Origin of the sequence: Bacillus sp. FJAT-42376 (assembly GCF_003816055.1) — a bacterium.
Lineage (GTDB): Bacteria > Bacillota > Bacilli > Bacillales > Bacillaceae > Metabacillus_B.
On record NZ_CP033906.1, the window covers coordinates 33,598 to 54,270 of the forward strand.

The following is a 20,673-nucleotide window of genomic DNA, read 5'->3' on the forward strand; positions in this document are numbered from 1 at the left end:
CCCTTATCCCCCAATCCCTTTTAAAATGGTATCAATGGCCGGCTGCAGCGGCAGGGCGAGCCCGTTCGGGAACAGGCCGACCGACAGGATGAGGAGCAGAAGGACCCAGGCAGGACCTGCTTCCCGAACACTGATATCAGGCAATTTTGCCCCGGTTCCTTTTTCATTCCCAAACGTAATAGAAAGAATGGCCCTTAATACGTATGCGGCAGTCAGAATTAACCCGATCGCTGCCACTGCCCCAAGTTCCGGTACCTTAAGGAAGATTCCCATAAACGCCATAAATTCGCTGATAAATCCCGACATACCAGGAAGACCTAGAGAAGCCATTCCGGCGGCAAGCAGCACGCCGGATAGCTTCGGCCATTTTGCGGCAAGTCCTCCAAGTTCTCGAATATCCGTTGTCTGAAAGCGGACCGCCATCATCCCGACGAGCAAAAATAAGAGAGCTGAGATAAACCCGTGAGATACCGTTTGAAAAATAGCCCCCTGTATTCCCGCTTCATTCATAGCGCCAAGACCAATCAGGACAATTCCCATATGGGACACACTCGAATAGGCGAGAATTCTCTTGAAGTCCGTCTGAATCAGCGCGAGGAGGGCCCCGTAAAGAAGGTTAACCGTTCCTAAAATCATCAGCGTCATGCCAAGCGTCTGGAACGCTTCCGGGAAAATTCCGAGCCCGATCCGGATCAATCCGTAAGCCCCGATTTTCAGCAGAACCCCTGAATGAAGCATGACGACGGGAGGCGGAGCCTGAACATGGACGTGGAGCATCCATGTATGGAGCGGAACAATCGGCAGCTTGACCCCAAAGGAAACGAGGAGGGCAAGGGCCAGACCGAGCTGGAGCGGCTTCGGAAAACCAGCCGCCAAATCCGCTAACTCACCCATGTTCACGGTGCCCGTCATCCCGAATAGATACACAATGACAAGGAGAAGGATGGCTGAGCCGATTCCATTATAGATGAGGTAGTACCAGGCCGCTTTTTCCCGCTCGCGGAAGCCCCATTTTCCAATCAGGAAAAACATCGGCACAAGCGTTAATTCGAGAAAGATAAAAAACAGGATTAAATTTTCTGCAGCGAATACTCCGAGCATGCCCGTCTCCATGATGAGAAGGAGGGTAAAATATGCTTTCCTTCCGGATTGAATGAGGTCCGACGATACGGCAGCCAGGAAGGCGAGGACCGCGGCGAGTGTCATCATGACAAGGGAAAAGCCGTTTATCCCAAGCTCATAATGGACCGTAAAAAAGGCTTCGCCCCCAAAACTTACATTCCCCGCCCTAATCCAGGGGACAGAGACGCCGAACCGGTCAATCCCTGCCCCGAGTGCATATTGAATAAAGATAATCCCCGACAGCAGAAGCGCCGGCAGTGTCGCAGCCCATCCCGTAAGCTTGAGTGCCTGGTTATTTTCCTTCGGTATCATTAAGAGGACAGCTGCTCCAAGAAGCGGGGAAAAGACGAGCAGTGTCAGGACCAAACTATTCATTTCTGCATTCCCCCTGTCAGCATCCATACAGCTGCAAGCAGTGCGAGTCCGAGAAAAGCTGCAGCTGCATAGCTTTGGGTCTGTCCGTTCTGAAGCCTTGAACCTGCTGATCCCAGTCCCTGTATGAAGGCGGCCGTTCCTTTTACAGCGGTCTCGACAACAAACCGTTCAATCATCTGGCATGTGTATGAAAAGACCCGGACTGCCGCAAGAACCGTCATTTGATAACATTCATCAATGAAATACTTTTTCAGAAGCACTTGATGGATCATCGGAATTCTCCGGCTAAAAGCATCCCGCCTAATCCAGGCTTTTTCATACACCGCATACGCCAGGAACATTCCGGCAAGCGAGACGAGCACCGACATGAGCATGATCCAGGCAGGGGCCGCAGCGTGAACTTCATCAGGCTGAAGCCATTCGCTTAAATAAGGCATCCAAGGGGTGTTAAGGAAGCCTGCAGCAACAGCCAGGATGCCGAGAACCGCTATCGGGGCGACCATGAACACACCGGATTCAGCGCTTCTGTTTATCCGGACCTCAGCCTGCGTGTCAGGACTGATTGCTGCAGCCGTCTCCTCCGTTCTTTTTCCAAAGACGAGGAAGAAGAGACGGAACATATAGAAGGCGGTGAAAAAAGAAGCGATGGCAGCAAGCCAGAAAAGATAGGGATTTCCATGAAGCCAGACAGAGGCAAGAATTTCATCTTTGCTGAAAAACCCGGAGAAGAGCGGGAATCCGCTGATCGATAAAGCTCCTGTTAAAAACAGGGGCCCCGTCCACGGAAGCTTTTTCCACAGTCCCCCCATTTTCCGGATATCCTGTGTATGAACGGCATGAATGACACTCCCCGCAGCGAGAAAAAGAAGAGCTTTAAAGAAAGCATGTGTAAACAGATGAAAGACGCCTGCCGTGTATCCTCCCGAGCCAAGGGCAAGCATCATAAACCCAAGCTGACTGACCGTTGAATAGGCGAGAACTCTTTTTATATCATTCTGTACCAGTCCAATGCTGGCAGCGAAAATAGCGGTAAAACCGCCGGTTACCGCTACAACGGTGAGTGCCGTGCCGCTCGCTTCAAACAGCGGATACATAAGAGCGGTCAGATAGACGCCGGCCGCCACCATAGTAGCCGCATGGATAAGGGCGGAAACCGGTGTCGGCCCCTCCATCGCATCCGGCAGCCACGTATGAAGCGGAAATTGTCCGGATTTCCCAACCGCACCGGCGAAAATCAGGATAGCGATAAGGGTAAGCAAATCAGCCGGGATCGAGCCTGAACCGACAAATTGGAAGATGGCATCATATTCGAAGCTCCCGGTTTGAGAGAAGAGCAGCAGCATGCCGGTCAGCAAGCCGATATCCCCGATCCTTGTCATGATAAACGCCTTTTTCGCCGCTCTTTTCGCCGGCTCTTTTTTAAAGTAAAACCCGATCAGCAGGAACGAACCGAGTCCGACAAGTTCCCAGAACAGATAAAGCTGCAGGAGATTCGTCGTGATGACAAGCTCAAGCATCGCAAAGGTAAACAATCCCAAATAGGCAAAAAACACATGAAGCCGCTCATCATCCTCCATGTAAACCCTGGAATACATATGTACAAGAAGGCTGACAAGGGTTACGGTGATCAGCATAAGTGCATTAAGCGGTGTAATTTCAAAGCCTGCGGTGATGTGCAGGTCGCCAATGGTCAGCCACGTGCCTTCGGCTTTATAGGTTCCGTGCTGCAGCCGGGCGGCCAGAACGAAAATGGATAAGAGAAAGGAAACGAGCATTAAACCTGTTCCAAGCCAGGCACTGCCGGTTTTCAGCCTTCTGCCCGCAGCGAGCAGGATCAGGAAGGAAACGAGCGGAAAAAGCGGGATCAGCCAGGCGAATTCCATCATATTCCGTACCCCCTTTTTTGAGGTTCTGTTTTCTAATTTTTCATTGAGTCGTACTCATCCACTAATACGGACTTCCGGTTCCGGTAAAGGGCAAACAGGATGGCCAGTCCGACCGCTGCTTCCGCGGCGGCAATCGTAATGGAAAAAAGGGCGAAGATCTGGCCCGTGACCGCAGGAGCTGCACCGAGCTTACTGAAGGCCGCGAGATTCAGGTTCACAGCATTCAGCATCAGTTCCATGCAGATCAGGACAATCACCGTATTCCGTTTCGTAAGGGCTCCATATAAACCGATGCAAAAAAGAATCAGGGCCAGAACCAGGTATCCGGAAAGCGGAATGGAACTCATGACTTCTCCTCCTCCTTTTCCTCATCCTTTTTCGCTAATATAATCGCCCCAATCAGGGCGGCCAGAAGCAAAACAGAGGTTAATTCAAACGGAATGATATGCTCCGTGAAAAGAGCGATTCCAATCTGTTCTGTATTGTTTTCATGAAGGGCTGCCGGTTTCCCATTTAAATCAAGGCGGTATATTCCGGTGTACATCACAGCGGCAAACAGCGCGATCCCGGCAAACACGAGCCATTTTTTCAATCGGCGTCCGTCCGGTTCCTCTTCATCCGCCTTCCGGGTGAGCATAATGCCGAACAGCATAATGATGGTGACGGCACCCGAGTAGATCAGGACTTGCACAACCGCGATAAATTCCGCCGTGAGCAGAATATAGAGTCCCGCTATACTAATAAAGGTAAGGACGAGCGAAATCAGCATATGAACCACCTTCGTCACGTTGAGCATGAGAATTCCGCCTGTAATGGCCATGAGCGACAGGATGGCAAATGCGGCAAACTCTCCTGACATCATTCGGTTTTATTCTCCTTCCGGACATGTGTATCATTTTCATCCAGCCATTGCATGTCTTTAAAAAGGTTGTCGCGGCTGTACTCCGCAAGCTCGAAATGATTGGTCATCACAATCGCTTCTGTCGGACAAACCTCTGTGCATAAATCACAGAGGATGCAAATTTCAAAATTAATGTCATACGTCTCAATCACTTTTCCTTTTTTCGCCGGATCAGGATGCTTTTTCCCCGTTAAAGAAATACAGTCCGTCGGACAAATATTCACACACTGATTGCAGACGATGCATTTTTCCGGATAAAACTTCTGAATGCCCCGGAACCGGTCCGGGAGCTGCAGGGCTTCATTCGGATAATCGTATGTTACTTTTTTCTTTGTCAGATTTTTCAGCGTGTAGGAAAGCCCTTTTCCTAACCCCCGCATGGTCTCACTCTCCTTCTGATTTTTCCGGCTTCAGCGGAGTTTCCGCTAGATCGGAAAACTCTGTTGAACCCGGCTGCTGATTGGAGTCGCGCTTTTCGTCCTTTGTGTTTGACCTGTCCCGCTGTGTCGCCCATGTTTAAAAACCTACTGGCGAAAAAATAATTCCTTCACGATCGCCGTGATAAAAATGTTGGCCAGCGCCACCGGGAGCAGTACCTTCCAGCCGAATTCCATCAGCTGATCGGCGCGAAGTCTTGGAAAGGTGACCCGGAACCAAATGAGGATGAAGATGATGATGCTGAATTTCAGGGCAAACCAGACGGCGCCCGGAATGAACCCCAGCAGCGGTACTTCATGCCAGCCTCCAAGGAAGAGAACGGTCGTCAGGGAGGCCATAGCGAAAAAGTAAACGTACTCCGAGAGCATAAAGAAGGCCCACCTGAAGCCTGAGTATTCAACATGGTAGCCGGCTACAAGCTCCGACTCTGCTTCCGGCAGATCAAACGGGGTCCGGTTCAGCTCCGCAACGGATGCGATCAGGAATACGAGAAAGCCAACCGGCTGAATGAAAATAAACCAGACGTTCTCCTGCGCTGCGACAATTTCATTTAAATTGAGGCTTCCTGATAACAAAACAACTCCGATGACACTCATTACGAGCGGAACCTCATAGGAGATCATCTGCGCCGCTGCCCTCATGCCGCCGAGGAGTGAATACTTATTGTTCGACGCCCATCCTCCGGCAACGACGCCGACCGTTGTCAGCCCGGAAACCGCAATGTAATAAAGCAAACCGACCCCAATGTCCGCAAACTGGAAGGCATCCGTAAAGGGAATGACCGCCAAAACAAGAAAGGCAGGCGCAAACGCAATGACCGGTGCAAGGATAAAAAGCGGCCGGTCGGCAAGCTTTGGAATGGTGTCTTCCTTTAAAAGAAGCTTAAGGACATCGGAAACCGTCTGAAGCAGCCCCCATCTCCCGCCCACCTGGTTTGGTCCAATCCTTCCCTGCATGAATCCCATTACCTTCCGTTCAGCGAGAATTCCATACGTAACGAAGCCAAGGACCACAAACAGAAACAGCGTGGCAAGCAGGAAAAAGTACAGGAAATTCAGCCAGCCCGGCTGTGCATAAATCAGATCCTGCATCATCAGCCATCTACCTCCCCAAGCACGATATCAATGGCACCCAGAATGGTGATCAGGTTGGCCATGTTTTCGCCTTCCAGAAGCTTCGGAAGGATTTGCAGATTATAAAAGGAAGGGCGTCTGAATTTTAGCCGGTACGGCTCTTTTTTCCCTTCTGACGCAATGTAGCAGCCAATCTCTCCTCTTGGCGATTCGATCCGGACGTATGCTTCCCCCTTGGGAGGCTTGATAATTTTTGGAACCTTGGCCATAATCGGGCCTTCCTCCGGAAACTGTTCAACCGCCTGCTCAATGATTTTCAGCGATTCCTCGATCTCTGCCATCCTGCATTCATAGCGGGCAAACGCATCCCCCTTCGTTCTTACAGGGATATCAAAATCAAACCGGTCATAGATCGAATACGGTTCATCTTTGCGCAAATCCCACTCTACTCCGGTGCAGCGGAGGTTGGCGCCGCTCAAGGAGTAGTCAACCGCCTCTTCTTTTGAGTAGATGCCCACGTTTTTCACGCGGTTCAGGAAAATTTCATTTCCGGAAACAAGCTCGTGATATCCCTTCAGCTGCTCCCTCATATACGGGACGAATTCCGCCACCTTTTCAAGCCAGCCGTCCGGCGCATCCCATTTCACCCCTCCTACTCTCATATAGTTAAAGGTTAACCGGGCACCGGACAGCTCGGTTAATAGATTGATAATCATCTCCCGCTCCCGGAATGCATAAAGGAATGGACTGACCGCCCCGATATCCAGGAGATACGTTCCCCACCAGACGAGATGGCTCGCCACCCGGCCAAGCTCCATCGCGAGAATCCGCAAATACTCAGCCAGGTCCGGGGGAGTGATCCCCGCCATCGTTTCCACCGCATGGCAAATCACATAATTGTTCGTCATCGCCGATAAATAATCCATCCGGTCGGTATAAGGGATAATCTGGGTGTATTGCAGATTTTCCGCAAGCTTTTCGGTCCCGCGGTGAAGATACCCCACCACCGGTGTTGCCTCTTTAATGATTTCACCGTCAATCTTAATGACAAGGCGAAAGACTCCGTGAGTGCTCGGATGCTGCGGACCGACGTTCAAGAGCATTTCTTCCGTACGCATCACGCTCTACACCTCCACATCATACGGTTCATAATCTTTCCTGAGCGGATGACCGACCCAGTCATCCGGAAGCATAATCCTTTTTAAATTGGGATGATTCGCAAATTGAATCCCAAGCAGGTCATACGTCTCACGCTCCGGCCAATCGGCTCCCCGCCATAAACCGGCCACCGATTCCACCATCGGCTGGTCCCGGTCGATTTTCGTCTTCAGCACGAGCGCATGCTTGTGGGTGTAAGAATATAAATAGAGGAAAATCTCCATGTGGGTCTGAAAGTCCGTTCCATGCATTTCCGATAAAAAATCGTAAGCGGTCGCTTCATGGTGCTTTAAAAGAGTGGCCGCTTCTAAATAGTGCTCTTTTTTCACCACAATCGTCGGCACTTCTTTAGACAAACGATTGATATAGACCTGCTCAAGACAGCCGCTTCCAAATGCACCGGTCAACAGTGCAGCCGTCTGATCAAGCCTCGGCTGGTGAACAGAAGGCGTTTCTTCTGTGACTTCTTCAGGCACTTCTTTTACAGCAAGCCTGGCTTTCGCTGCTTCTTCCTCAGAAAGGGGCTCTGCATGTGCACCGGAAGCCTTCGCCTTTGCGGCGGCCGCCGCTTTCGCTTTTGCTGCCGCCGCGGCTTTTTTCTTCGCCATAGTCTTGGCATCTTCTTCTGGAGAGCTCTCTTCGTTTATCTGCTGATCCTTAGCTTTTGCAGCAGCTTTGGCTTTTGCTGCGGCGGCGGCTTTTTTCTTCGCCAGTGTGAGAGCATCCTCTTCTCCTGACTCCTGACCAGAGTCCGTTTGCTTCTGCTTTGCAGATGCGGCCGCTTTGGCCTTTGCTGCCGCTGCCGCTTTTTTCTTCGCAAGGGGGAGGGCTTCCTCTTCTCCTGACTCTTGACCAGGGTCCGTTTGCTTCTGCTTCGCAAGTGCGGCCGCTTTGGCCTTTGCTGCGGCTGCGGCTTTTTTCTTCGCAAGGGCGAGGGCTTCCTCTTCTCCTGACTCTTGACCAGGGTCCGTTTGCTTCTGCTTCGCAAGTGCGGCCGCTTTGGCCTTTGCTGCGGCTGCCGCTTTTTTCTTCGCAAGGGGGAGGGCTTCCTCTTCTCCTGACTCTTGACCAGGGTCCGTTTGCTTCTGCTTCGCAAGTGCGGCCGCTTTGGCCTTTGCTGCGGCTGCGGCTTTTTTCTTTGCAAGGGCGAGGGCTTCCTCTTCTCCTGACTCCTGACCAGGGTCCGTTTGCTTCTGTTTAGCAAGTGCGGCCGCTTTGGCCTTTGCTGCGGCTGCGGCTTTTTTCTTCGCAAGGGCGAGGGCTTCCTCTTCGATCTTGTCCTTCTCAATGGACACAGCGGCTTCTTCATTAAGCCTGCGTTCCTCCATTTTCTTTTGAGCGGCAAGCTTTGCTTTTTCAGCTGCTTCTTTTTTCAGCTGCTCCAAGTCTTTTTCTTCTGGCATGTATTAAAGCACCCGCTTTCCGGTTTTCGCCTCGTAGCGGATTTTTTCTTTCAATTTATTGATACCGTAGATCAGCGCAGCGGGATTCGGGGGACAGCCGGGAATATAGACGTCTACCGGTACGATTTGATCGACGCCCTTCACAACGGCGTAGGATTTAATATAAGGTCCGCCTGCTGTTGCGCAGGAGCCCATCGCAATTACCCATTTGGGTTCCGGCATTTGATCATAGAGTCTTTTGAGGATGGGCGCCATTTTTTTCGTCACGGTTCCGGAGACGATCATGACATCTGACTGGCGGGGAGATGTCCGGAAAAAAGAACCGAAACGGTCGAGGTCATAATGGGAAGCGCCGACTCCCATCATTTCGATGGCACAGCAGGCAAGGCCGAACGTCAGCGGCCATAAGGAATTGCTTCGCGCCCACGCTTTCAGTTCTTCGAGCGTGCTTAAAAAGACACTTTGCCTGATTTCCTCCAGCTCCCCGGGAGGCAGGTTTTCGAGTTTTAAATCCATTTGAGCACCCCTTTTTTCCATGCGTAAAGAAGACCGATGAGCAGCATAACGACAAAAATCAGCATTTCAATCAGTGCAAAAAGACCAAGCTTTTCATAGGCAACGGCCCACGGATACATAAAAACGGTCTCCACATCAAAAATCACAAACAGCAGGGCAAATATGTAGTAGCGGACATTAAATTGAATTCTGGAGTCATGAAAGGGTTCGATCCCGCTTTCATAAGTAGTCATTTTAGCTTGTGTGGGTGCATGAGGACGAAGAACCCGTCCGATGGTAAGGGCGATGGCAGGAAGAAGTAAACCGAGAAGAAGAAACACAACAACAATCAAATAATTATTCCAATATGGATAAAGTGATTCCATAATCCCCCTCCAATAATCGGATTTTGTTGAAACCTTCTAAATATTCTAATAATGTAACCGCTATCATTATAGCAAACATATACTGGAAGTGTCGATACATACTAGAGAGCCCTGTCCGGCCGCAATCCTTTCGATAATTGTCGATTATTGAGGGTTCGACCATATTAATAGTTTTTGTACATTATAGTATTGGCGGCTGCGGCTCGTGGATGGCCGTACTTATTTTGGCTGTGCTAAAGGTTTGTCAAATATAGTCGAAAAGTCGATATCCCTCCCGTTTCGGTCGATAAAATAAAATAATAGCCGATATATTAAGATTTCGGTCGATATCTTTACATTTCGGCCCATATCGGCGTCCGATACCGGTTCAGCCACCTCTGGGTTATAGCCAATTAACCGGTTTTCCTGGCTGGACAAACCGAATTGTTCTATAAATATGCTCGCAGGATTTAAAAAAGCACAAAAAAAACCATCCGCTAGGCAGATGGTTCGGCTATGGCTTTTGAGTGAAGCCTCTTATATGGTTTGCGCAATCCGTACACTCTTCTCTTAGTCAGCAGCTGATAGATGGATAGCTTTGTTTCAAAATCAATATGACGGCTATTCAGAATCACAAAATAAGCCTCCTTAAGCCCGATCCAAAGATGCGGCTTATTAGGGACAGACCAAACCATCTTCATCTTTTTAAGAAATATAGCCGATCGTTCCTCATTCGGATCCTCTTTGATGCGGTTCACATGGAATGTAATGGTTCCGGACCAGATAAAGCGAACAATCATCCGCAGTAAAAAAAGCCCCGCAATTAGGGAAATGATCCAAACCGCCATTCCGTTCTCTCCTTGAAAATCGAATATGTTTCTTTCATTTTACCTAAAACGATACCCATTTACTATAATTTTCTTGTATTAGGTAATGCTTTCTATTCCCTATTTTTTTACATATTTCGTGTTATACTGTCCCTATTGAAAAGGAGATGATCGTAATGCATGAATCATTTCATATAGAAGAAGAGTATGGCCGGAACCTTCCGGAATTCACGAGTGAATTTGAAGCGATCGCTTATTATTTTGACTATCGTTTTGAACAGCTTTCAATGCTAAATGAAGCTGCTGAATATATGAGATTGCGAGAATTGGACTATTCACCGGAGAGTCTGATCGACCTTGAAAAATTGTATTTTACCTGTTTCCGGACCAATGGATGGAAGGAATTGCAGCTGACCATCCACGAGTTTGAAACCATGATGTCCATTTATTTCGGCGAAGTGGTAACTAGGAATATACCGAACACAGACTGGGCAGTCCAGCCTTATCCATTTGATGAAAAAAAGTATGTGCTTGGACTTAACCGGGGTAAACATACGGATTTCTTTACAAACTACTTTGAAGACCATTACTTAATGGTTAAAAACGAGGATGAACACTATTTATATGGCCGGTATAAGAGGATTGAGAAGAGAATGAATAAATAGCTGATTTCCGCCGCTTTGCCCCTCCGATTGAGGACAATGGGGCGGTTTTTTAATAAGGACAGGGGATCGATTTTGGAAATACGGATAATTGCTGACTTTCTACAGGTATTCTGACTTTGGCCGAGTAATGGCTGACTTTCCGATGATTTCAGATCCGCTATAAATCCACATAAAAGAACCCGCCCAGTCGGCAGGTGCTTTAAGGTTGATTCGATTCCAGCTTGCGGGACAGGGCTTCATAAAACAGCTGAGGTTCATCTGGACGAATGTGTGCTTTCGTTACTTTTTTCGTAAAACCATAAAGGAGTTTTGCCTCCACCGGATGAGTAAACTCTATTACGATAGCCGGATCCTCTTCAGCGAATTCTTTAGGCATGCCGTCGAAAACGCGAGAATCACCGGCATTCTCTGGCTTCTCATAGTAAGAAACGGCCAGGATATCCTTTAGGTTTACGGTAAGCCGCTTCATCACCCCGACCTGTAAATGCAGCTCCTGATCGGTTATAGCAAAGGGGGTTAACCGGAAGGATTGCATCTCCGCTAAAAACAGTAAGATGGTATAGATATTGAGAATAAGAAGGATCCAGGATAGAACAGGGTTCCATGAATGAAGCAAAATGTGAAAGCCTATTGATTCGATGAGCAGTGCATGAATCAGCATGATATTGAAGGCAATCACACTTGTTTTTTTGTGGAAGGTAAATAGATTTGGAGCTTGTACAGGCTTCTTTTTCCACGAAAAGAGACCGTAGTACATTAACGCCACTTCACTCATTAGGATTGAAAGCAGGCGTGATGGTTTCATTTCCTTTGAAACGGCTTTTTCCATTCTTTCATAAAATGATGTACCCGGCCTGGACCGGTACTCCTTCAGAATGGCAGCTGCTTTTAACAAGACCTTGGTCATGATAAAAACTTCAAGTCCGATTAAAACCGTTATCCCGGCTGCCGGCAAATACTTCAGGTATAAGAATTGATCGATATATTCTATAGGGATAATCAGCCAGGAAGCAGCGAGACCCGCTATGATAACCGGAACGATCCAGCGCAGCGAATACCTTCTGCGGATAATGAGAAAATAGGCAGCAAGCGGAAAAATCAGGATACAGTCTAACAAGGATCCAATGGCAGCTGCCGGTGTCATGATGGACACGACATTCGGAATCCTGTAAATGAGTGTATTGCTTCCAAGAATGATGGCAGACAAAAGGATCATCCAGCCCCATCGCGGTTTATTGAGTGCAGTCAAGTCCATCCCCCCTTTTCTTATAGTATAAATCTTCCATATGAGTCATCGCCGTAAGGATATGTCTATTTATTGAAGGCTCTGATAAAATTTAATTTTCATATTATCTATAGGAAGTTTCACAAGTGAGGTTGGATGGTATCAGTTACGCTAAAGTCAGGCATATTCTATATAAATTATTTCTTCCCTTTTAGTTCTAATAGTACAGGTGCTATATTTAGCAAGATAGAAGCGATTGTCAAAAACCATAATGCCCTTTCCATACTAGGTACTACATCGCCTAGAGCGGACCAATCTTCCACTTTTACCCACTGTGATACAAGACTATATTCTGAACAAAGTGTGATCGCTGTAAATGATAGTCCTATTGCCATTGCAAGCTTATAATCTTTTCCTGCTATATATCTATAAAGATTCATAAAAGTAGCTGCTATTGCAATAACCCCAGATATGATAAATAACATGACTAGCCTCCAAATATTTTATTTATGTCAGATGAACAAACTTGCTCGTTAGTTAAATTTTTATTGTTAATCTAACTAACCTTACTGTATCATAAATTTCCATATATTGTATCAAAATAGACGTCCGCTATTTCGACAATGCCTTCAAAATTTGATATGTCCATTTGTTTTTTATGCTAGAGTGGGTGCTTTTTGAAACGGAAGGAACATTCCCAACTGATTAATCAGATTTCAAGTATCCTTCTACTATAAAAGGGCCATATGCCAAAAAAGGTTTCATCTTATCTAAAAAAGGGAATATATATGTATGGTCTTTCAATTTTCTCTGAGGGAGCTCTAAAGGAGAAGTGATTGTATTTTAATCCTAATTAATAACCGGCATTCCATCATTCTCTACAAAGTGAAAAAAGCCGTGAATGATGCGAAGAAACGCGGACGTACAATCCCGCTAACCATTCCAAAAATCAGTCAGCTTATTGGATTTTCCGAGGAAAATATACTTGAGGCAATGGAGCTGGGAAAAGATCCCGTCACTGTCTGATGACTCCGGCTTCCTTTTTACTGCAAAAGGCAAGTTCGTGAGAGGCTAATATACTTGCTCCCAATAGGAGAGCACCTGAGATTGAACACACATATTTGACCGATAGATGATTTAGAATTCCTTCCTCGGGGAGGAATTTTTTTATGCAAAAACCCCCCGGTTTAAGACCCGGGGGGTTTTCATTAGATCCGATTGTTTTTTATGTCAATTCGGTTAATCGCTCGGCTTAGTGCCAGCTGGGCACGATGAGAGTCCATATCCGCTGTCTTCTGATTCAGACGGCGTTCGGCGCGCTCTTTTGATGCTTGAGCACGATCAAGATCGATATTCTCAGCGGCTTCTGCAGCCTGAGCTAAAATCGTTACGTTATCCGGGCGGACTTCAATGAATCCCCCGCTAACAGCCACGAGTTCCGTGCTGCTTCCTTTTTTCAGGCGAACCGCTCCTATTTTAAGGGGAGCAACCATCGGAACGTGTCCAGGCAGGATTCCAAGCTCACCGCTCTGAGCTTTTACACTGACCATTTCCACTTCCGCATCGTAAACTGGGCCATCAGGAGTAACGACATTGACTTGTACTGTCTTCATACTCATACCCTCCTAAGGACCAGATTAGACTTCAACACCCATGCCTTTAGCGCTTTCCACAACTTCTTCAATGCGTCCAACAAGGCGGAAAGCATCTTCAGGAAGGTGGTCGTACTTGCCGTCAAGGATTTCTTTGAAGCCTTTAACGGTTTCTTTAACCGGCACATAGGAACCTTTTTGTCCTGTAAACTGTTCAGCTACGTGGAAGTTCTGAGAAAGGAAGAACTGGATGCGGCGCGCACGCTGTACAACCAATTTATCTTCTTCAGAAAGCTCATCCATACCAAGAATCGCGATGATATCTTGAAGCTCTTTGTATTTTTGAAGTGTCTGCTGAACTTGACGTGCCACGTTGTAGTGCTCTTCTCCAACAATCTCAGGAGAAAGCGCCCGTGAAGTGGAAGCAAGCGGATCTACCGCAGGGTAGATACCCATCTCAGACAATTTACGCTCAAGGTTTGTTGTTGCATCCAAGTGAGCGAACGTTGTAGCAGGAGCCGGATCCGTGTAGTCATCGGCAGGTACATAGATCGCTTGGATGGATGTTACAGAACCTACGTTAGTAGATGTGATACGCTCTTGAAGCTGACCCATCTCTGTTGCAAGTGTGGGCTGGTAACCAACGGCAGAAGGCATACGTCCAAGAAGGGCGGAAACCTCAGAACCTGCTTGCGTGAAGCGGAAGATGTTATCCATGAAGAAAAGAACGTCCTGTCCTTGGTCATCACGGAAATATTCAGCCATTGTTAAACCAGTCAGGGCAACACGCATACGTGCTCCAGGCGGCTCGTTCATTTGTCCGAATACCATGGCCGTTTTCTTGATAACGCCGGAATCCGTCATTTCATGGTAAAGGTCATTTCCTTCACGTGTACGCTCTCCAACACCGGCGAATACGGAGATACCGCCGTGCTCTTGAGCGATGTTGTTGATTAGCTCCTGGATGAGAACGGTTTTACCTACACCCGCTCCTCCGAACAAACCGATCTTACCACCCTTGATGTAAGGGGCAAGCAAGTCTACAACTTTGATTCCTGTTTCAAGAATTTCTACTTCTGTAGAAAGATGTTCAAACGTTGGTGCCTGTCTGTGAATTGGATCACGGCGGGATTCAGCAGCAATCGGAGCATCCAAGTCGATGTTTTCTCCAAGTACGTTGAATACACGGCCAAGCGTGATATCCCCAACAGGAACAACGATTGGTGAACCTGTATCTGTTACTTCTGTGTTACGCTGCAATCCGTCAGTCGATGCCATTGCGATCGTACGTACCGTATCGTCACCAAGATGAAGGGCAACCTCCAGCGTAAGTGAGAAGGATGCATCAGCTTCGCTTTTCGCATCTTGCTTAATTGTAAGAGCGTTGTAAATCTCCGGCAGGTGTCCGCTTTCGAACTTTACGTCAACGACGGGACCCATAACCTGTATAACGCGTCCTTTCATGATCGCTTTCCCTCCTATCGAGCTTAAATAAAACAATGTATTTTTTCCGGTCTATTCGAGCGCTGCGGCTCCGCCGACAATCTCGGTAATTTCCTGAGTGATGGCTGCCTGGCGCGCGCGGTTGAATGTAAGTGTGTAGCTGCTGATTAATTCCTTGGCATTGTCCGTTGCATTTTTCATCGCTGTCATACGGGCAGCATGCTCAGACGCTTTACTGTCCAGAAGCGCTCCGTAGATCAGGCTTTCTGCATACTGAGGAAGAAGCACTTCAAGGATTTCGTCCTCATCCGGCTCGAATTCGTAAGAAGTACGTTTGCCTTCGGCTGAAATGTCAGTCAGCGGCAGCAATTTTTTCTCGGTTACGTCCTGCTGAATCGCACTGACGTAGTGGTTGTAGAAGAGATACAGTTCATCGAATGTCTCATCTTCATACATACCTACCGTTTCGCTTGCAATGTTCTTGATATCGGAAAAGCTTGGCTCATCCCCAAGGGACACGATGTCACGGGCTACCGTAATACCGCGGCGCTTAAAGAAATCACGTCCGATTTTTCCGATCGCAATCACTGCATATTCATCACTGGATGAATGACGTTTTTGGATGGTTTGGTAGACAGCGCGCAGAACACTGCTGTTGAATGCACCTGCAAGTCCGCGGTCAGACGTAATCACAAGATAGCCCGTTTTCTTAACCGGACGTGAAAGAAGCATGGAATGGCGGGCACCGGAAATTCCGTTTGCCACATTCGATACAACTTCCTGCATCTTGTTCATGTAAGGAACGAAAGATTTCGCATTGTTCTCAGCACGGTTAAGCTTCGCAGCTGAAACCATTTCCATTGCCTTTGTGATTTGACTCGTCTTTTTCGTCGAAGTGATTTTTGATTTTATATCACGTAATGATGCCAAAGATACTCACCACCTTGTTTTTAAACTCCGGTCTTACTCAAATTATTCAAAAGAGAGGGGAAGCGCCGAACGGCGATCCCTCTAAATTTCATTAAAATTAACATCTTTAATATTAATTTTTATCAAGGTCATCTTCGTCCAGCTCCAGCGCCTAGCCCCTCGAGGTCATAAGCCCATCAGCCTGCGGAAGGGAAAAACGCCTTCCTCCGGCTGATTGTCTTATGCTTGTCGGAGGCCTGCAGGAGGCAGGTCAGTTCTGCGTTGCGACAGGACGTCGCGCACCTAGCAGAACATCCCCCCTAAAAAGGCGCTTCCGCTTTTGTTATTTATTCAGAAATGATGAAAGTCTTTTTAAATCCAGTGATCGCAGAAACGATTGCTTCGTCAGCAGGAAGTTTTCCGGAAGTGCGGATTTGTTCAAGAAGATCAGCATTGTTTTGATCAAGGTATGCATACAATTCGTTTTCGAAGCGGTTGATATCCTGTACAGGAATGTCATCCAGATGACCTTTCGTAAGGGCATAAAGAATCGCAACCTGCTTTTCAACTTTAAGCGGTTTATGAAGATCCTGCTTCAGCACTTCAACTGTACGCGCTCCGCGGGCAAGTTTTGCCTGCGTTGCTTTATCCAGATCAGAACCGAATTGGGCAAATGCTTCAAGCTCACGGTAAGATGCAAGGTCAAGACGCAGTGTACCTGCAACGCTCTTCATCGCTTTAATTTGTGCGGATCCTCCAACACGGGATACAGAAAGACCGGCGTTGATCGCAGGACGTACGCCTGAGAAGAACAGGTCAGACTGAAGGAAGATCTGTCCGTCTGTGATGGAGATAACGTTCGTTGGAATGTAAGCTGAGATATCTCCCGCCTGTGTTTCAACGAATGGTAGAGCTGTCAGAGAGCCGGCGCCTTTTGCATCGCTAAGCTTTGCTGCACGCTCAAGCAGGCGTGAATGCACGTAGAATACATCCCCTGGATAGGCTTCACGGCCCGGAGGACGGCGAAGGAGCAAGGAAAGCTCACGGTAAGCGGCTGCCTGTTTGGAAAGGTCATCGTAAACAACCAACACGTGCTTGCCATTGTACATAAATTCCTCACCCATTGTTACACCCGCATAAGGAGCAAGGTATAGAAGAGGAGCAGGCTGGGAAGCAGATGCCGTTACTACGATTGTGTAATCAAGAGCTCCGTGCTTGCGAAGTGTTTCCACAACACCGCGGACAGTGGATTCTTTTTGGCCGATTGCCACGTACACACAGACCATATCCTGATCTTTTTGATTAAGGATTGTATCGATCGCAACAGATGTTTTACCTGTTTGACGGTCTCCGATGATGAGCTCACGCTGGCCGCGGCCAATCGGAACAAGCGCATCGATCGCTTTAATACCGGTTTGCAATGGCTCATGAACGGATTTACGATCCATTACGCCAGGAGCCGGTCCTTCGATTGGACGGGTTTTCGTTGTTTCAATCGGACCAAGTCCGTCAACAGGCTGTCCAAGCGGGTTTACTACACGCCCGATAAGCGCTTCACCTACAGGAACCTCCATGATGCGTCCTGTACGTTTTACTTCATCGCCTTCACGGATTTCTTTGTAAGGTCCAAGAATAACGATACCAACATTGCTTTCCTCTAGGTTTTGGGCCATTCCCAAAACGCCGTTTGAAAACTCAACAAGTTCTCCAGCCATGACATTGTCGAGGCCATGAGCACGAGCGATACCGTCACCAACCTGGATAACCGTACCTACATCACTAACTTCGATTTCAGACTGATAGGTTTCAATCTGCTTTTTTATCAGAGCACTAATTTCTTCAGCTTTGATGCTCATGAGTTTCACCCCTATCTGTGATCTATTTTGTAACGAGCTGTTTCTCGATTCGTGCAAGTTTTCCGCTAACGCTTCCGTCAAAAATACGGTTGCCGATTTTCAGCTTCACGCCGCCGATCAGAGTTTGATCGATGACATTTTTCAGCCTTAATGACGTTTTCCCGATTTTTTTCGCAAAAGCTGCGGATAATTCGGATAGTTCAGTTTCACTTAACAGACGTACAGAGTAGACAACAGCTTCCTCTGTTCCGCGGGCTTCGTTTGCAAGCTTTGCAAATTCATCCGCAACTTCTGGAATGCTTTCTGTACGGTGGCGTTCAACTAACAGGTAAAACGTATTTAGAACAGGTGCCGTTAAAGTTCCGAATCCTTCTTTAACAAGCTCTTTTTTCTTTGTCATGTCCAATTTAGGATGCTGAAGCAGAACCATCAGCTTAGGGTTTTGCTTAAACACTTCTTTGACTGTCTTCAGGTCATCTTCAAATTGATCAAGCATTTTTGTTTCCTTGGCAATTTCAAAAAGTGCTGATGCATAACGTTTGGAAACAACGGTTTTGCTCATCGGTTATCCCCTACTTCTTTAAGGTAATCGCTGATGAGTTTTTCCTGAGCCTGCTCGTTCAATTCTTTTTCAATCACTTTAGAAGCAATCATGACAGATAGAGAAGCAACCTGATCGCGAAGCGCGGCCACTGCCTGGTCTCTTTCCTGCGCGATTTCTTTGCGCGCACTTTCTTTAAGGCGTGCAGCCTCATTGCGTGCGGTAACAACAATTTCTTCTTTTTGCTGTTCCCCGATTTTCTTCGCGTTCTCAATCAGATTCTGTGCTTCCTGACGAGCCTGCTTCAGCAATTCACGCTGTTCTTCAATCAGTTTTCCGGCTTCGAGGTTTTTCTGCTCGGCCGCCGTGATTTCGTTAGAAATATGGTCAGCACGCTGTTTCATGATATTCATGATCGGCGTCCATGCGAATTTTCTTAAAAGGGCAAGAAGGATCAGGAACGTTACAAGCTGAAAAAGAATATCCCCGCCATTGAAATGGCCTTCTGCAGCTTCTCCTGCACCTGCTGCACCTAATGCGAATAAAGTAAACATTGCTCGAATTCACTCCCTTCAAGGGTTACGGTATACGTTTCAGAGGAGTATGCAGAAGCAAATTCCCCGTTCATTCCATTTTTAGACAAAAAAAGAGACGGCCTATTCAGATAAGAGAATGGCGAAGGTTCTGTTTAAGAATGCTCTTCGCCACCTTCTTTTCACATCTAATCAGACGGGTTAATTATTGACCCATTACGATGAACGCGATAACTACTGCGATGATCGGAAGTGCCTCAACTAGTGCGATACCGATGAACATAGTTGTTTGAAGTGTTCCTCTTAGTTCCGGCTGGCGCGCGATCCCTTCGATTGTGCGACCAACGATTAGTCCGTTACCAATACCTGCACCAAGTGCACCTAAACCTACTGCGATTGCAGCTGCAATTAAACCTAAACTCATTTGTAAATCCTCCCTTATCTTATGAAAATAATAGTTTTGCTATTAGATAGTGCTGATTATAAATTAATGGTCCTGACTCACTTTGTGAGCCATATAAACCATTGTAAGCATAACGAAAATGTAAGCCTGGATGGTACCTACGAAAATACTGAATCCCTGCCATGCAAGCATCGGTATAATTGCACCGATTGTTCCGAAGATTCCTCCTGCGAAACTGTGGGTATAGCCGTTTGTTGCAAGACCTGCAAGCAATCCAAGCAGGATTTCCCCGGCAAAGATGTTTCCGTAAAGACGAAGGCCGAGTGTAAGGGTGTTCGCGAATTCCTCGATTATTTTAATAGGAAACAAAAATTTCATTGGTCTAACATAATCGCGTGCGTATTCGCCAGCACCTTTCATTTTGATTCCGTAGTAATGAGTCAGACCCACTACCATCACGGCCAGTGTCAAGGTAATGACCGGATCCGCTGTCGGCGATTTCCACCATAGTTCATGGCCGATAATCACAGAGAATGGCAATCCCAGCATATTCGATACGAAGATGTACATAAGGAGAGTCATTCCAAGTGTTAAGAAACGTCCTCCAGTCTGCCAGTCCATCGTGCTGCTGATTATGTTCTTGACAAAGTCCATAATCCACTCAACAAAGTTCTGAATACCGGTTGGTCTTAGAGCCAATGTACGAGTGCCCGCAACAGCCAGTATAAATACGATGACGCTGGCAATTGTGATCATCATCATATTTGCCAAGTTAAAATATAGTCCTAAAAACTCTACGACAGGTGCTTCGTGCTCCAAAAATATTCACCTCTCTTCCAGCTATGTGCGTAAATGTTGTATTAGAAAATCTATCATAATAACGACATAAATCGTCATTAATCCAATAACCACGGAAATAAGATTGATAGTGTCGGGGTATCTCATTGCAATGAGCACAGCAAGACCGGCTGCTGCCATCCTGGACAGCATCCCCATTGAGCGGATTGTTTTGCCTTCCTGAAAAGCTTTTTCGAACTGTTTCTGCTTCCGCACCATTGTCCATAAGTTGAAAAGACTGAAGACCGTCCCGGTTATCAGACCGAGAAAAATCTCCCTGTAATCTGTAAACCCCCAGCCAATCACATATATGGCAAGCAAATATAGTATGTATTTTAAATAGCGCTGGTTCATGAGATGCAGTTCAGGCATGAGGTGCTCAGTCTCCTGGAAAGTAGTGGCGGATCAGTTTCAGCATGCCGTAAACGCCTGCTGACAGTCCTAAAAGAAGGCCGGTAATCAAAAATAGCGGTACCGTGTGAAGATAGCCGTCAAGCCACCTTCCGGCGAAAACTCCTACTAAAACAGATCCTACCAAATGTGATAGAATGCCAGACATAAGGGCCATTGCCTGTAATGGATGACGATTTTTACCGTTCATTTTACAGCACCCCGCAATCACGGTT

At 47.3% G+C, this 20,673-nt stretch carries 25 protein-coding genes; 2 read left to right on the forward strand and 23 right to left on the reverse strand.

Annotated features, from left to right (window positions below; all coding sequences use genetic code 11):
- Positions 1-3 precede the first annotated feature (3 nt).
- The 11 genes from CEF21_RS00165 to CEF21_RS00215 form a co-directional block, all read right to left on the reverse strand.
- On the reverse strand, positions 4-1,497 hold the full coding sequence (locus CEF21_RS00165; protein WP_123912868.1) for a complex I subunit 4 family protein: 1,494 nt from the start codon (positions 1,495-1,497) through the stop codon (positions 4-6).
- A complete protein-coding gene (gene nuoL, locus CEF21_RS00170) occupies positions 1,494-3,383 on the reverse strand; it encodes an NADH-quinone oxidoreductase subunit L (protein WP_123912869.1) in 1,890 nt (629 codons plus the stop codon). The genes CEF21_RS00165 and nuoL overlap by 4 nt, the downstream gene beginning before the upstream one ends.
- A gap of 32 nt (positions 3,384-3,415) precedes the next feature.
- Positions 3,416-3,730, reverse strand: a complete 315-nt coding sequence (nuoK, locus tag CEF21_RS00175; RefSeq protein WP_123912870.1) for an NADH-quinone oxidoreductase subunit NuoK — start codon at positions 3,728-3,730, stop codon at positions 3,416-3,418.
- Positions 3,727-4,242 (reverse strand): NADH-quinone oxidoreductase subunit J, encoded by a 516-nt coding sequence (locus tag CEF21_RS00180; RefSeq protein ID WP_123919853.1) that lies wholly within the window; start codon positions 4,240-4,242, stop codon positions 3,727-3,729. Before CEF21_RS00180 ends, nuoK begins: the two co-directional genes overlap by 4 nt.
- On the reverse strand, positions 4,242-4,664 hold the full coding sequence (gene nuoI / locus CEF21_RS00185) for an NADH-quinone oxidoreductase subunit NuoI (RefSeq protein WP_123912871.1): 423 nt from the start codon (positions 4,662-4,664) through the stop codon (positions 4,242-4,244). Before nuoI ends, CEF21_RS00180 begins: the two co-directional genes overlap by 1 nt.
- Positions 4,665-4,808: 144 nt before the next feature.
- Entirely contained in the window at positions 4,809-5,816 is a 1,008-nt protein-coding gene (nuoH, locus tag CEF21_RS00190; RefSeq protein WP_123912872.1) for an NADH-quinone oxidoreductase subunit NuoH, read from the reverse strand.
- On the reverse strand, positions 5,816-6,916 hold the full coding sequence (locus tag CEF21_RS00195) for an NADH-quinone oxidoreductase subunit D (RefSeq protein ID WP_123912873.1): 1,101 nt from the start codon (positions 6,914-6,916) through the stop codon (positions 5,816-5,818). The genes nuoH and CEF21_RS00195 overlap by 1 nt, the downstream gene beginning before the upstream one ends.
- A gap of 3 nt (positions 6,917-6,919) precedes the next feature.
- Positions 6,920-8,356, reverse strand: a complete 1,437-nt coding sequence (locus tag CEF21_RS00200; RefSeq protein ID WP_123912874.1) for an NADH-quinone oxidoreductase subunit C — start codon at positions 8,354-8,356, stop codon at positions 6,920-6,922.
- A gap of 3 nt (positions 8,357-8,359) precedes the next feature.
- A complete protein-coding gene (locus CEF21_RS00205; protein ID WP_123912875.1) occupies positions 8,360-8,872 on the reverse strand; it encodes a NuoB/complex I 20 kDa subunit family protein in 513 nt (170 codons plus the stop codon).
- Entirely contained in the window at positions 8,863-9,237 is a 375-nt protein-coding gene (locus CEF21_RS00210; protein WP_123912876.1) for an NADH-quinone oxidoreductase subunit A, read from the reverse strand. The genes CEF21_RS00205 and CEF21_RS00210 overlap by 10 nt, the downstream gene beginning before the upstream one ends.
- A 476-nt stretch (positions 9,238-9,713) precedes the next feature.
- A complete protein-coding gene (locus CEF21_RS00215) occupies positions 9,714-10,064 on the reverse strand; it encodes a hypothetical protein (protein ID WP_123912877.1) in 351 nt (116 codons plus the stop codon).
- A gap of 155 nt (positions 10,065-10,219) precedes the next feature.
- Here CEF21_RS00215 and CEF21_RS00220 point away from each other — a divergent pair, with 155 nt between their 5' ends.
- Positions 10,220-10,708: a hypothetical protein gene (locus CEF21_RS00220; RefSeq protein WP_123912878.1), complete on the forward strand. Its 489-nt coding sequence runs from the start codon at positions 10,220-10,222 to the stop codon at positions 10,706-10,708.
- Positions 10,709-10,907: 199 nt separating this feature from the next.
- On the opposite strand, the gene CEF21_RS00225 is transcribed toward CEF21_RS00220, so the two are convergent.
- Positions 10,908-11,957, reverse strand: a complete 1,050-nt coding sequence (locus CEF21_RS00225) for a hypothetical protein (protein WP_123912879.1) — start codon at positions 11,955-11,957, stop codon at positions 10,908-10,910.
- A gap of 173 nt (positions 11,958-12,130) precedes the next feature.
- On the reverse strand, positions 12,131-12,418 hold the full coding sequence (locus tag CEF21_RS00230) for a hypothetical protein (RefSeq protein WP_123912880.1): 288 nt from the start codon (positions 12,416-12,418) through the stop codon (positions 12,131-12,133).
- Positions 12,419-12,830: 412 nt separating this feature from the next.
- Here CEF21_RS00230 and CEF21_RS21685 point away from each other — a divergent pair, with 412 nt between their 5' ends.
- Entirely contained in the window at positions 12,831-12,959 is a 129-nt protein-coding gene (locus CEF21_RS21685) for a hypothetical protein (RefSeq protein WP_277423917.1), read from the forward strand.
- Positions 12,960-13,141: 182 nt separating this feature from the next.
- Here CEF21_RS21685 and CEF21_RS00235 read toward each other — a convergent pair whose 3' ends face one another.
- The 10 genes from CEF21_RS00235 to CEF21_RS00280 form a co-directional block, all read right to left on the reverse strand.
- Positions 13,142-13,546: a F0F1 ATP synthase subunit epsilon gene (locus CEF21_RS00235; protein WP_035408062.1), complete on the reverse strand. Its 405-nt coding sequence runs from the start codon at positions 13,544-13,546 to the stop codon at positions 13,142-13,144.
- A 24-nt stretch (positions 13,547-13,570) separates the two neighbouring features.
- On the reverse strand, positions 13,571-14,992 hold the full coding sequence (gene atpD / locus CEF21_RS00240) for a F0F1 ATP synthase subunit beta (protein ID WP_123919855.1): 1,422 nt from the start codon (positions 14,990-14,992) through the stop codon (positions 13,571-13,573).
- A gap of 48 nt (positions 14,993-15,040) precedes the next feature.
- A complete protein-coding gene (atpG, locus tag CEF21_RS00245) occupies positions 15,041-15,898 on the reverse strand; it encodes an ATP synthase F1 subunit gamma (RefSeq protein ID WP_035408059.1) in 858 nt (285 codons plus the stop codon).
- A gap of 326 nt (positions 15,899-16,224) precedes the next feature.
- Positions 16,225-17,733, reverse strand: coding sequence for a F0F1 ATP synthase subunit alpha (atpA, locus tag CEF21_RS00250; RefSeq protein WP_123912881.1), 1,509 nt, complete (start codon positions 17,731-17,733; stop codon positions 16,225-16,227).
- A gap of 22 nt (positions 17,734-17,755) precedes the next feature.
- Complete coding sequence (locus CEF21_RS00255; protein WP_123912882.1) at positions 17,756-18,295, reverse strand: F0F1 ATP synthase subunit delta; 540 nt, start codon at positions 18,293-18,295, stop codon at positions 17,756-17,758.
- Positions 18,292-18,828, reverse strand: coding sequence for a F0F1 ATP synthase subunit B (atpF, locus tag CEF21_RS00260; RefSeq protein ID WP_123912883.1), 537 nt, complete (start codon positions 18,826-18,828; stop codon positions 18,292-18,294). Before atpF ends, CEF21_RS00255 begins: the two co-directional genes overlap by 4 nt.
- A gap of 184 nt (positions 18,829-19,012) precedes the next feature.
- On the reverse strand, positions 19,013-19,231 hold the full coding sequence (gene atpE, locus CEF21_RS00265) for a F0F1 ATP synthase subunit C (RefSeq protein ID WP_123912884.1): 219 nt from the start codon (positions 19,229-19,231) through the stop codon (positions 19,013-19,015).
- A 63-nt stretch (positions 19,232-19,294) separates the two neighbouring features.
- The gene (gene atpB / locus CEF21_RS00270; protein ID WP_123912885.1) at positions 19,295-20,029 is read right to left on the reverse strand and encodes a F0F1 ATP synthase subunit A; all 735 of its coding nucleotides are present in this window, start codon (positions 20,027-20,029) and stop codon (positions 19,295-19,297) included.
- Positions 20,030-20,050: 21 nt separating this feature from the next.
- Positions 20,051-20,419: an ATP synthase subunit I gene (locus tag CEF21_RS00275; RefSeq protein ID WP_123912886.1), complete on the reverse strand. Its 369-nt coding sequence runs from the start codon at positions 20,417-20,419 to the stop codon at positions 20,051-20,053.
- A 7-nt stretch (positions 20,420-20,426) separates the two neighbouring features.
- Positions 20,427-20,648 carry an AtpZ/AtpI family protein gene (locus CEF21_RS00280; RefSeq protein WP_123912887.1) on the reverse strand — a complete coding sequence of 74 codons (222 nt, stop codon included), beginning with the start codon at positions 20,646-20,648 and terminating at the stop codon, positions 20,427-20,429.
- Between the last annotated feature and the right edge of the window lie 25 nt (positions 20,649-20,673).

What these genes read in the sequence shown, in the direction of transcription:
- nuoI (WP_123912871.1), bottom strand. Translation starts at nt 4,664, where the DNA reads ATGCGGGGGTTAGGAAAAGGGCTTTCCTACACGCTGAAAAATCTGACA.
- CEF21_RS00255 (WP_123912882.1), bottom strand. Translation starts at nt 18,295, where the DNA reads ATGAGCAAAACCGTTGTTTCCAAACGTTATGCATCAGCACTTTTTGAA.
- CEF21_RS00275 (WP_123912886.1), bottom strand. Translation starts at nt 20,419, where the DNA reads ATGCCTGAACTGCATCTCATGAACCAGCGCTATTTAAAATACATACTA.
- atpE (WP_123912884.1), bottom strand. Translation starts at nt 19,231, where the DNA reads ATGAGTTTAGGTTTAATTGCAGCTGCAATCGCAGTAGGTTTAGGTGCA.
- CEF21_RS00220 (WP_123912878.1), top strand. Translation starts at nt 10,220, where the DNA reads ATGCATGAATCATTTCATATAGAAGAAGAGTATGGCCGGAACCTTCCG.
- CEF21_RS00205 (WP_123912875.1), bottom strand. Translation starts at nt 8,872, where the DNA reads ATGGATTTAAAACTCGAAAACCTGCCTCCCGGGGAGCTGGAGGAAATC.
- CEF21_RS00215 (WP_123912877.1), bottom strand. Translation starts at nt 10,064, where the DNA reads ATGGCGGTTTGGATCATTTCCCTAATTGCGGGGCTTTTTTTACTGCGG.
- CEF21_RS00230 (WP_123912880.1), bottom strand. Translation starts at nt 12,418, where the DNA reads ATGTTATTTATCATATCTGGGGTTATTGCAATAGCAGCTACTTTTATG.
- atpA (WP_123912881.1), bottom strand. Translation starts at nt 17,733, where the DNA reads ATGAGCATCAAAGCTGAAGAAATTAGTGCTCTGATAAAAAAGCAGATT.
- CEF21_RS00210 (WP_123912876.1), bottom strand. Translation starts at nt 9,237, where the DNA reads ATGGAATCACTTTATCCATATTGGAATAATTATTTGATTGTTGTTGTG.
- nuoH (WP_123912872.1), bottom strand. Translation starts at nt 5,816, where the DNA reads ATGATGCAGGATCTGATTTATGCACAGCCGGGCTGGCTGAATTTCCTG.
- nuoK (WP_123912870.1), bottom strand. Translation starts at nt 3,730, where the DNA reads ATGAGTTCCATTCCGCTTTCCGGATACCTGGTTCTGGCCCTGATTCTT.
- CEF21_RS00200 (WP_123912874.1), bottom strand. Translation starts at nt 8,356, where the DNA reads ATGCCAGAAGAAAAAGACTTGGAGCAGCTGAAAAAAGAAGCAGCTGAA.
- CEF21_RS00280 (WP_123912887.1), bottom strand. Translation starts at nt 20,648, where the DNA reads ATGAACGGTAAAAATCGTCATCCATTACAGGCAATGGCCCTTATGTCT.
- atpF (WP_123912883.1), bottom strand. Translation starts at nt 18,828, where the DNA reads ATGTTTACTTTATTCGCATTAGGTGCAGCAGGTGCAGGAGAAGCTGCA.
- nuoL (WP_123912869.1), bottom strand. Translation starts at nt 3,383, where the DNA reads ATGATGGAATTCGCCTGGCTGATCCCGCTTTTTCCGCTCGTTTCCTTC.
- CEF21_RS00165 (WP_123912868.1), bottom strand. Translation starts at nt 1,497, where the DNA reads ATGAATAGTTTGGTCCTGACACTGCTCGTCTTTTCCCCGCTTCTTGGA.
- CEF21_RS00235 (WP_035408062.1), bottom strand. Translation starts at nt 13,546, where the DNA reads ATGAAGACAGTACAAGTCAATGTCGTTACTCCTGATGGCCCAGTTTAC.
- CEF21_RS00180 (WP_123919853.1), bottom strand. Translation starts at nt 4,242, where the DNA reads ATGTCAGGAGAGTTTGCCGCATTTGCCATCCTGTCGCTCATGGCCATT.